Annotated in this window: 10 protein-coding genes; all 10 read left to right on the top strand. The window is 54.5% G+C overall.

The features are described 5' to 3' along the window. Window positions 1–11 precede the first annotated feature (11 nt). The 10 genes from VA597_RS07910 to VA597_RS07865 all read left to right on the top strand — a co-directional run bounded on the left by VA597_RS07910 (window position 12) and on the right by VA597_RS07865 (window position 11,221). Complete coding sequence (locus VA597_RS07910) at window positions 12–1,052, top strand: D-ribose ABC transporter substrate-binding protein (RefSeq protein WP_128742223.1); 1,041 nt, start codon at window positions 12–14, stop codon at window positions 1,050–1,052. 163 nt (window positions 1,053–1,215) lie between these two features. After that, window positions 1,216–1,857 (top strand): DUF2291 family protein, encoded by a 642-nt coding sequence (locus tag VA597_RS07905; RefSeq protein WP_128742222.1) that lies wholly within the window; start codon window positions 1,216–1,218, stop codon window positions 1,855–1,857. Between the two features lie 11 nt (window positions 1,858–1,868). Beyond that, the gene (locus tag VA597_RS07900) at window positions 1,869–3,425 is read left to right on the top strand and encodes a sugar ABC transporter ATP-binding protein (protein WP_128742221.1); all 1,557 of its coding nucleotides are present in this window, start codon (window positions 1,869–1,871) and stop codon (window positions 3,423–3,425) included. Window positions 3,426–3,441: 16 nt separating this feature from the next. After that, window positions 3,442–4,476 (top strand): ABC transporter permease, encoded by a 1,035-nt coding sequence (locus VA597_RS07895; protein WP_326975629.1) that lies wholly within the window; start codon window positions 3,442–3,444, stop codon window positions 4,474–4,476. Window positions 4,477–4,492: 16 nt separating this feature from the next. Further along, window positions 4,493–4,894 (top strand): D-ribose pyranase, encoded by a 402-nt coding sequence (gene rbsD, locus VA597_RS07890; protein WP_128742219.1) that lies wholly within the window; start codon window positions 4,493–4,495, stop codon window positions 4,892–4,894. 14 nt (window positions 4,895–4,908) lie between these two features. Next, complete coding sequence (locus VA597_RS07885) at window positions 4,909–5,793, top strand: ribokinase (RefSeq protein ID WP_326975628.1); 885 nt, start codon at window positions 4,909–4,911, stop codon at window positions 5,791–5,793. Between the two features lie 115 nt (window positions 5,794–5,908). Then, on the top strand, window positions 5,909–6,937 hold the full coding sequence (locus tag VA597_RS07880; protein WP_326975627.1) for a LacI family DNA-binding transcriptional regulator: 1,029 nt from the start codon (window positions 5,909–5,911) through the stop codon (window positions 6,935–6,937). Between the two features lie 322 nt (window positions 6,938–7,259). After that, window positions 7,260–8,420 (top strand): CdaR family transcriptional regulator, encoded by a 1,161-nt coding sequence (locus VA597_RS07875; protein ID WP_128742216.1) that lies wholly within the window; start codon window positions 7,260–7,262, stop codon window positions 8,418–8,420. Window positions 8,421–8,603: 183 nt separating this feature from the next. After that, window positions 8,604–10,010, top strand: coding sequence for a GntP family permease (locus VA597_RS07870; protein WP_128742215.1), 1,407 nt, complete (start codon window positions 8,604–8,606; stop codon window positions 10,008–10,010). Between the two features lie 77 nt (window positions 10,011–10,087). Beyond that, window positions 10,088–11,221, top strand: coding sequence for a glycerate kinase family protein (locus VA597_RS07865; RefSeq protein WP_128742214.1), 1,134 nt, complete (start codon window positions 10,088–10,090; stop codon window positions 11,219–11,221). The last annotated feature ends 82 nt before the right edge of the window (window positions 11,222–11,303 follow it).

Below are 11,303 nucleotides of genomic sequence, written 5' to 3'. Positions count from 1 at the left end.
GGGGAATTTGTATGAAACTCAGAAGAACCACAGCGATCTTTATGTCGGCTATTATGACCGGCGCAATTTTCACAGGCTGCAGTTCCAACGGGTCGTCCGCAGCGTCTTCCGCGGCGGCACAGCCGGAGGAAACTTCCTCACAGGCATCGTCGTCCGCCGCCACACAAAAACGTCTGACAGGCGGCAGTTCCAAAATCATCTATATCATCACTCCGTCGATCTCAAACCCCGCGTTTAAGGCCGAGGCCGACAACGCATCCACAAAGGCAAAGGCCCTGGGTTACGAGGTCAAAGCCGTTTCGCATGACGATGACGCCAACAAACAAAGCGAGTTGTTCGACAATGCCATTGCAGATAAAGCGGCCGCCATTATCTGTGACAACGCGGGCGCCGACGCCACTGTGGCCGCCGTCAAGAAAGCGGCCGACGCCAATATTCCGACTTTCCTGATCGACCGTGAAATCAACCAGTCCGGCGTCGCCATCGCCCAGATCGTCGCGAACAACTATCAGGGCGCGAAAGGCATCGCCGAAAAATTTGTCGAAGCCATGGGCGAAAAAGGCGAATACGCCGAGTTGAAAGGCAAGGACTCCGACACGAACGCAGGCGTACGCTCCAGCGCGTTCCATGAGGTCATCGACCAGTACACCGACATGAAATGCGTTGAGACTCAGACGGCCAACTGGGAGCAGACTCAGGCTTACGACAAGACCGAAACCATTCTGCAGTCCCACCCGAACATAAAGGGAATCGTCTGCGGCAATGACACCATGGCGGTCGGCGCCGCCGCTGCCGTCAAGGAATCCGGCAAGAAAGACATCAAGATTGTCGGCGTCGACGGTTCCGACGAGGCCGCGGCCCAGATCAAGTCGGGAAACATGGTCGGTACGGCCCTGCAGCAGTTCGCCGTTATCGCCACAACCGCAGTGGAGCAGGCCGACCAGTACCTGAAAACGGGCTCTACCGGCAAGGATGAGAAACAGCTCATTGACTGTGTAATCATCACAAAAGACAATGTTGACAAGCTGCATACCTTCGTATACTCCGACTGACCCTGACAGCAAGATGTTCTTTTCTTCCTGATTCTTTATTGGGGCGGGAGAGGTCCCGACCGGGAACCTCCCCCGCCCCCTATATTCCTAATCACTGCCATTGGCTCGTTCATGAAGACGGGCATCAGAGAGTTTGAGTTTTCCAGAAACGGGGAATTAAGACATGAAAATGAAAATAGCGGCTTCACTGCTTGCGTTTGCGCTTGTTGTTTCTTCTTTCGCAGGATGCGCCAAGGTCGTTAAAATTGGTGAAGAAGGCAAACTGACAGGCGAAACCACGTTCAACGCAGGAGACAGCGTCGATCAGATATGGGCGTCCAAAGCGGTTCCGGAACTGACTAAAGAGGCGGTCGACCTGAATACTCTGCTGACCGAAGCAAACGGCAGCCTTCAGTCGGTCGCGAAAAAATACGGCAAATTTTCTTCCGGCACCAGCGGAGAAGTGAATTTTATTGTCAAGGGAACCGGAAAAGTGACTTCGGTGGATCAGCAGAAAAAGGCCGGCACCATGCAGCTGTCTCTCGACGGCTACAGCGGGAAACAGGCCATCAAGATCCAGATCGGTCCGGTTTATATGGGGACTTCCGTGCGCGACAGCCTGAGTTTTATCAAATATGAAGACTACAAGAACCAGGTGCAGTGGGCGCAGATCTCGCAGAGCATCAATAAGACCGTGCAGAAAGAAGCGGTCGACCCCGCAAACGTCGCTTCCCTGACGGGCAAAACGATTGAATTCACCGGATGCTTTACAGCCGGCGACGATACGGAGATTCGGATTACGCCGGTTCAGATTAAGGCGAAATAGGGGGCGCGCAGATGGAGACGATCGAGAAGGGCAGCGGGAATGTGTGCCTGTTTGCCGACCATATCGATAAAATTTACCCCGGCACCAAGGCGCTCGATCAGGTTTCGTTCCATGTCAGAACAGGAAAAGTGAACGTGCTGGTCGGGGAAAACGGAGCGGGCAAATCGACGCTGATGAAAATTATCGCGGGCATTGAGCAGCCCAGCGCGGGACAGATTTTCATGGACGGCGGGGAAGTCAGCTTCCGGAATACGGACGACGCGCGCAAATGCGGCATCGGCATTATTCATCAGGAACTGAGCCTCTTCCCTAACCTTTCGGTTTACCAGAACATATTCATGGCCCGCGAGAAAACGAAAAACGGTTTTGAACTGGACAATAAAAAGCACATTGAAGAGACGAAAAAAGTCCTGGCGCGGCTGGAACACCCGCTGAACCCGTATACGCTGGTCGGAGACCTGCGCGTGGGGCAGCAGCAGATGATCGAAATCGCCCGCAACCTGGTCCAGGAAAATCTGAAAATCCTCATCATGGACGAACCGACTTCCTCCCTGAGCGAACAGGAGGTGGAAGTCCTGTTCAAGGTCATCCGCGAGCTGACGGCCGCGGGGATCTCCATTGTCTATATTTCCCACCGGCTGGAAGAGATCATGGAAATCGGCGACCATGTCACTATCCTGCGCGACGGGAAGTATGTTGCCGACGCCGAGGTCGGGGATATCAATATCGGCTGGATTGTCAAGCAGATGGTGGGCAGCGACAAATCCTACCCAAAGCTGGACCGCGATATCGACTGGAGCAAGCGCGAGACCGTCCTGCAGGTCAAGGATCTCTGCCTGCCGAAAAACGGCGGCGGGTACACGGTCAACCACGTCAGCTTCGATCTGAAAAAGGGCGAGGTCCTCGGCATTTACGGCCTGCTGGGCGCCGGCCGCACGGAGCTTTTCGAATGCCTCATGGGGCTGCACCCCGAAAGCACGGGCGAAGTGTCCCTGGAAGGAAAGCCGATCAAGATCCACGGCGTCGCGGAGCAGATCGAACGCGGCTTTGCCATGGTGCCAGAGGACAGGCAGAGGGAAGGCCTGGTGCAGACGCTGGACATCGAAAAGAATATCTCGCTTTCCAGCTTAAAGCGATATGTAAAAGGCATTTTTCTGGACCCGAAAGAGGAAGATAAAAATGTCGACGAACAGATTAAGGACATCCATATCAAGGTGGCCGACAAAAACCTGCCTATCCTTTCGCTCTCCGGCGGCAACCAGCAGAAGGTGGTTATCGGCAAGGGCATTCTGACCGAACCGAGGATCCTGCTGCTTGACGAACCGAGCCGCGGAATCGACATCGGCGCAAAGACGGAGGTCTTCGATATCATCCGCCAGTATGCGGAACGCGGCCTTTCCATCATCGTCATTTCCTCCGAGCTCAAAGAGATTATCGCAATTGCAAACCGCATTCTCGTTCTTTCCAACGGCATTTTGACAGGTGAATTGAGCGGCGACTCAATCAATGAAAACGATTTGGTCCTCGCCTCTTACAAGGGCCACCACACCAAATCGTCTGAAGAGTAAAGGAGAAACTGGTTATATGAAAAAGAAGCAGTCGAATTCATCTCTCATCATGCTGTTGCTGAAAGGACGTACACTGATCGTTTTGATTTTGCTGGTTGCCTTTTTCAGCATCGCGGCCCCGAATTTTCTCGCTGGAGAGACGCTTCTCCTGATCGCGAAACACGTTGCGCTCTATGGCATTCTTGCGGTGGGCATGACCTACGTCATCATTACCGGAGGCATCGACCTCTCGGTCGGGTCCATCGTCGGACTGGGCGGCATGATCGCGGGCGGGCTGATCCAGGAAGGGCTTACGCTCAACCTGTTCGGCGTGACCCTGTATTTTAACGTCCCGTCCATATTTTTGATTACCGTACTGGTCGGCGCGCTGATCGGATGGGTCAACGGGATTGTAATCACGAAATTCAACGTGGCGCCTTTTATCGCCACGCTCGGCATGATGTATATTGCGCGCGGCTTTGCCAACCTGCGCAGCAATGGCGCGACCTTCTCCGACATCACCGGCAAGGCGGGTCTCGGCAACACCGGGTTTATCCTGTTTGGCAGCAATACGCTCGGCATCCCCAATGGGGCGATCATCTTTGTTGTCATTGCCGCGATCGCGGCGGTAATCCTGAAGAAAACATCCTTCGGCTGGCACATTCTTGCGGTCGGCGGCAACCAGAGGGCCGCAAGGCTCTCCGGCGTAAAGGTCAACAAAGTCACAATCATTGTTTATGTCGTTTCCGGCATCTGCGCGGCTATCGTCGGCATTATCACGTCCGCTCAGCTGGTTGCGGCGCATCCTGACACCGGTGATTCGTGGGAAATGAACGCAATCGCAGCGGCTGTTCTGGGCGGCACCTCCATGGCGGGCGGTGTCGGGACCATCGGCGGCACCATCCTCGGTGCGTTCGTCATCGGCGTAATCAACGACGGCATGGTGATGTGCGGCGTTTCTGAATTCTGGCAGAAGGTCATTAAAGGTTTGGTCATTGTCCTCGCCGTTATCATCGATCAGTTCCAGCGTAAAATGGAGGCAAAGATCGCCTTGCAGGCGCGCAATACATAAAAGGAGTCATCTTGTAATGAAGAAAAGCGGAGTGCTGAACGCCCAGCTTGCCGGATACATCGCGGCGCTGGGTCACAAGGATCTGTTTATGGTAGGGGATGCCGGCATGCCCATCCCGAAAGGGGTGCCGGTTGTGGATCTGGCAGTGTGCGGGGGTGTGCCGACGTTCCGTCAGGTGCTGGACGCGATCCTGTCGGAAACAGTGGTGGAGCATTATACCCTTGCGGAAGAGATCACCGAGAAAAACCCGGAGCTTCTTGCCTATATACAGGGAAAGCTGCCGGAAGCCACCTGTGATAAAATTCCGCACATCAGGCTCAAGGAAATGTCGGCAAACGTGAAGTTCGCCGTGCGCACGGGGGAATTCACCCCCTTCCCCAATATCATCTGCAGGGCAGGGGTTGCCTTCCCCGCATGAAGGGATCTGCAGAAATGAAGATTTTGAATTTCGGCTCGCTGAACTATGACTATGTCTATACGGTCGACCATATTGTCAGGGAGGGGGAAACAACGGCCTCGCTGAGCATGGAAGTCTTCTGCGGCGGAAAAGGGCTCAACCAGTCTCTGGCGCTGGCACGCGCAGGAGCGCCGGTCTGCCACGCGGGGATGGTCGGCGAGGACGGCGGACGCCTGCTGGAGATCTGCCGCAGCAGCGGGGTGGATGTTTCTTTGGTACGCACAGTGCCCGGAAAAAGCGGCCACACCATCATCCAAGTAGACCGCTCCGGGCAAAACTGCATTCTGCTTTACGGCGGAAGCAACCGCCGCATTTCATTGGATTATGCAGAGAGTGCTCTGTCCGGGTTCTCTGAAGGCGACGTCCTTCTGCTCCAAAACGAGATCAACGACATTCCTATCATCCTTGACCTTGCCTATCGTAAAAAAATGCGTATCGTTCTGAATCCGTCGCCGTTTGACAAGAATATCCTTGCCTGCGATCTTTCCAGAGTGTCGATGTTTTTCCTGAACGAAGTGGAAGGGTCTGAACTGACGGGCGAACGGGAGCCCGACCGGATTCTGGATCGGATGCAGGCCAGGTTTCCCGGGGCGGTGTGTGTGCTTACGCTGGGCCGTGACGGCGCAGTCTGCCTGGACCGCGGCGACCGGTTCCACCAGCCGATTTTCCCTTCGCCGAGGGTGGATACGACCGGAGCCGGCGACACGTTCACCGGTTTTTTCCTTTCAGAAATTCTTCGCCAGGGCGGCTTAAGAGACGCTATGAAGCTTGCTTCACAGGCATCGGCGATCGCAGTTTCCCGCAAGGGTGCCGCCGCCAGCATACCGACACTGGCAGAAGTTCAGTCCCGGTTTCCCTGATTTTTCCATTGCCGGATCGATATGCCGCATGGACCTTGACGCTTTCCGGATGATCAGTTGCAGGAATGCCTTGTGCAAGTAAACAAACAAGAATATAATAATAAATTACGGAGAGGTGTTTTCAGAAGAGGTGCGGACACATATGAAGGTAAGCATTCGACAAATCAGTGAAATGACGGGATTTTCTCAGGCGACGGTTTCCAATGCCTTGAATAATAAAAAAGGCGTCAGTCCCGAAACGGCCCGTCAGATTCTGGAGGCGGCGCGTGCCTGCGGATATCAGGGTTCACGCAAGATCGACGGGATCCGATTTGTGATCATAAAAAATGGCGGCCAGGTTGTTGCCGACACACCCTTTTTTTCGGCATTGATCGAAGGAGTGGAAAATGAAAGCCGGGAAGCCGGTTATGAAATCACCCTGCTCAATCTTGACACCGGGCAGCCGGACTATCAGCAGCAGCTTCAGGTACTGCTGTCCGACCCTTCCTATGCCATTTTGCTGTTGGCAACGGAATTGACGGAGGAAGACATCGTGCCTTTTGCAAGAGCGGCGGCACCATTGGTCCTTCTGGACGCGTGGTTTGAAAAGACCGTTTTCGACAGCGTCTTCATCAATAATCTGGATTCTGTAAAAGAAGCCACCCAGTATCTGATCGCATGCGGGCACAAGAAGATCGGCTACCTGAAAAGCAGAATACGGATCCGAAATTTCAGCTATCGCGAATTGGGATGGATGCTGGCGCTGCAGGATGCCGGGATCGCACCCGACCCGAACTATACCTTTCCCCTGACACCGACGGTGGAGGGGGCCCACCAAGATATGAGCAAGCTGCTGGAAAGTGATCCGCCCCTGCCTACGGCCTTTTTCGCAGACAACGATATTATTGCATTCGGGGCCATCAAGGCCCTGAATGAGCACGGCGTGACCATACCGCAAGACATCTCGGTCATCGGCTTCGACGACCTGCCCTTCTGCAGGATCTCTACCCCGATGCTCACCTCGATCCGCGTTGACAAGGAAGAAATGGGCCGGGTTGCCGTGCGGCGTCTTGTGGAACGGATCAACAGCGGGAATCCGGATATCCATCTGAAGATCGAAATCTGCAATATGCTGATAAAACGCGACAGCGTCGCGGTCCTATAGCCAGGAAACGGCCGGAACGATTTCTGTGCCTCACCCCAATCCTCTGGTCCTCTTTTCCAACGGCACTGAAAGGTGCTAAAAAAGTAACGCCGACCGCACATTGGCGTTACTTTTTTGTGCAGTAAAACAGGCCGCCGATCGGCGGCCTGTTTTACTGCATCAGCACGGACGTCTGTTTTTGATGGAACAGCAGAGCGAGATATATGCCCCGCCCTTTCCGGATTCCGTGATATAATAAAAAGACAAAAAAGAAATACCGCCACACAGAAGCGATAAAAGCTCTCATTTTTGAAAAACAGGCGAACCGGAGGGGGAAACCGTTATGTTCCTTTCTGTTCAAAGTGCACGGCAGATTGCCCTTGAAATCAGTTCCATCGTGAAGCAGCACGTCAATCTGATGGACGAAAACGGCTATATCATCGCAAGCACGGATCCCAAGCGGATCGGCAATTTCCACGCCGGGGCAAAAAAAATTATCGACGAACAGCTTCCCGAATTTTATGTGAAAAAGGAAGACGAAACACAGACTACCCGCGCCGGGCTGAACCTTCCCATCACCATTGAAGGAAAAATCATCGGCGTTGTCGGCATCACCGGTCCTTACGAACAGGTTTTCAATTATGGTCAGATCGTTAAGAAAATGACCGAAATCCTGGTCCGTGAAAGCTATGCGCAGGAACAGGAGCGGCTGGATAAAAAAATCGAAAGCCGCTTTCTGGAAAATTGGATTTTGGGAGACGGTCTGGAAAAAGGGCATTCCTTTGCCGAAAGAGGGATTGCTCTGCACATTGACATTCTGCGTCCGCGGCGCGCGATGGTTCTGCGTCTGGAAAATTTTCAAAGCCTTTCAGGAACAAACGAAGGCCAGAAACAGATCGAGGAAGTGGAAAAATCTATCCGGCAATTGATCTGCAAGGATCCAAACAATGTGTTCCTTCGCATGACCACCAAGCAAATCTGTCTTGTGACCCCACGGGACGACCAGCAGATGGAGCAGCTGGCCCAGTCGCTGATCCATCGGATCCGCACGGCCCACAATATTGAACTTTTGGCCGGCATCGATGACAATCCCAACGGAACTCTGGATGTAAAAAGCGCTTATACCAGAGCCAACAAGGCTTCTCACGCCTGCAGGGCTCCGTTTCAGGTTACTCTGTACAGCCAGATGACGACGGAAATCTTTCTGGAGGATATTCCTCCCGCCGTCAAAAGGGAATACCTGCAAAGAATTTTTCAAGGCTGCAGCTTCGAGGAAATCCGGCACTGGATTCGTCTTCTGGAGGTATATTTTGAGGCGGACGGCTCCATCGAACGCGCTTCCGAAAAACTGTTCATGCACAAAAACACATTGCAGTACAAGCTGAAAAAGCTGGCCGCCGTGACAGGGCACGATGTCCGCCTCCCAAGAGGCTGCGCGATTTACTATATTGCCATCCAAATTTTCCGCGATCTTCAAAAGAGTCTCGGAGGATTTGGCAATTAAAACAAATACTCTTTGTATTCCTTGATAATATTGTCTCATGTAACATAATCTAATACAAAAATATGTTTTTCATACCATAGACGTGGCCTTTCGGGAAGGATATCATAAATAAAGTGGAATGGCAGGGATATAATATTTTGTGCATCCTGCCAACTGCGGAAATTTTTTGAGGAGGTAGTCAAAATGTCCGGATTTGGATTAATCATCGCATTCGTCATAGCGGTCATTGTAATGATCCTCGCAATTTCCAAACTTAAAATTCATCCTTTTTTGGCCATCATGGCCATATCTCTTTTACTCGGCCTGGTGGCGGGCATTCCGCTGGTGGACCAGAAAAACGCGGATGGAACCGTTGCAGTGCAGGGGCTTGCCAATGTGATCGGGGCGGGTTTCAGCGGCACGTTCACCAGCATCGGCATCGTCATCATTCTGGGCGCGCTGGTCGGCACGATTCTGGAGGCGACGGGAGCCGCTTTTAAGCTGGCGGATATGGTCATTCACGTGGTTGGGCCGGACCACCCGGATTTAGCCATGCTGATTATGGGATGGGTTGTATCCATTCCCGTATTCTGCGACAGCGGATTCGTCATCCTGAACCCGATCCGCAAGGCGCTGGTGCAGCGCACCCGCAAAAGCAGCGTCTCGCTGACGGTTTGCCTCGCCGCCGGCCTGTATGCCTCTCACGTGTTCATTCCGCCTACGCCGGGCCCGATCGCCGCGGCGAATACGTTGGGAATCGGAGAAAACCTGCTGTTGGTCATGGGATTGGGCGCACTGGTTTCGATCCCGGCACTGATCGCCGCTTACTTCTATTCGAAATATATCTGCAAAAGGGTAAAATCCGCCGATGAGGCCGACGCAAAGCCGGCGGACGGCGAAATCGTGAAAACATACGAAGAAATTTTAGCCGAATACGGCCGTCTGCCGAACGGGGCGCTGGCGCTCAGCCCGATTATCGTTCCGATCCTTCTCATGGCGCTGGGCTCCATTTCATCCATGGCTCACTGGTCCGGGTTCGGCGCACAGCTCTGCTCTTTCCTCGGCACGCCGATCATTGCGCTGGCCGTAGGCACGCTGTTCGGAGTATGGCTGCTGGCGGATATGAAAAAGATGGGCCGTTTCTACGACGTGACGAATGAAACGCTGAAAACGGTCGGACCCATCCTGTTCATCACCGCGGCCGGCGGCGTTCTGGGCAAAGTGATCGCCGTTTCCGGAATGGTGGAATACATTACGTCCAATGCCGCGCTGCTGCAGAGCGTGGGAATTTTCTTCCCCTTCCTGCTGGCGGCGATTCTGAAGACCGCTCAGGGCTCTTCGACGGTGGCCATAACGACAACAGCCGGCATTATGGCCCCGCTGATGGGGGTCCTCGGCCTTCAGGCCCCCGTGATGAGCGCCTTGACCGTGATGGCGATCGGCGCGGGAGCGATGACGGTATCTCACGCGAACGATTCTTATTTCTGGGTCGTAACAAATTTCGGCGCGATGACACCGGAGCAGGGCTATAAAACACAAACGGTGGTCACTCTGGTGGAAGGTCTCGCCTCCATGGCCGGGGTATTTATCCTGTCCCTGATCCTGCGCTGATTCTTTTATCTGTCAATATTTTTGGTCCGTGCTTGCAGCCCAGTTGGATTTTGCGGATTATTTGGGAGACTTCTCTTATGGAAAAAATATTGCTCATTCCGGATTCTTTTAAAGGTACGATGTCGTCGGCCGAGATCTGCGGAATCATGCGGGACGCGATTGTGAAATATTTCCCGCGTGCCAGCGTCCTCAGCATTCCGGTCGCCGACGGCGGAGAGGGCAGCGTGGACGCTTTTCTGGCCGCCGCCGGGGGACAGAAAATTTCTCTTGCGGTGAAGGGTCCGTACTTTGAGGAAATCCCGGCGTTTTACGGCGTGCTTCCGGACGGGACCGCCGTTGTGGAAATGGCCGCGGCGGCCGGATTGCCGCTTGTCGGCGAAAACCGCTCGGCGGGAAAAACCACCACTTTCGGCGTGGGGCAGCTGATTGCGCGCGCCGCGGAGTCCGGATGCCGCAAAATGATCGTCGGACTGGGCGGAAGCGCGACAAACGACGGCGGCACGGGTGCCGCCGCCGCTTTGGGCGTTCGTTTCCGCGACAAGGACGGAAAGGAATTCGTCCCGGTCGGGGAAACGCTCGGAAAGATCGCGTCAATCGATGTGAACGGCTTGAATCCGGCCCTGCGGAGCGTCGACCTGGTGACTATGTGCGACATTGACAATCCATTATGCGGTCCTCGCGGCGCGGCGGCCGTCTTCGGCCCTCAGAAGGGCGCAACCGAAGAAGAAGTCCGGCGGCTCGACCGGAATCTGGAGCATCTGGCTCATGTGATCCGGAGGGATCTCGGAAAGGATATTCTCTCACTGCCCGGAGCCGGTGCCGCCGGCGGCATGGGCGGCGGCATGGCGGCATTTTTCGGCAGCCGGCTGCAGATGGGGATCGAGACCGTACTTGACACGGTGCATTTTGACGAGCAGCTCCGGGGGGCCGACCTCGTCTTCAGCGGAGAGGGCAAACTGGACTCCCAGTCGCTGAGCGGCAAAGTCGTCATCGGTGTGGCGCGGCGGACCAGGAAGCACGGGGTGCCGCTGATCGCCGTGGTCGGAGACATCGGGGACCGGATCGCAGGAGCCTACGACGAAGGTGTCAGTGCGATTTTCAGCATCAACCGCGCAGCGGTCCCGTTCTCAGAAGCGAAGCTCCGCTGCCGGGAGGACCTGGCGCTCACCATGGATAATTTGATGCGCTTTTTTACAACCATGCATCTGTAATTTTCCGGCTCCGGTTTTCCTAAATAATTGGAATACGGGAACGGCTATGCGCTCCAGCTTCTGCCTTTGGGCAGGGCTGGAG

This window comes from Caproicibacter sp. BJN0012 (assembly GCF_035986805.1).
GTDB lineage: Bacteria > Bacillota > Clostridia > Oscillospirales > Acutalibacteraceae > Caproicibacter.
The sequence above is the reverse complement of the archived record's forward strand: the minus strand, read 5'-3'. Positions and strand labels throughout refer to the sequence as shown.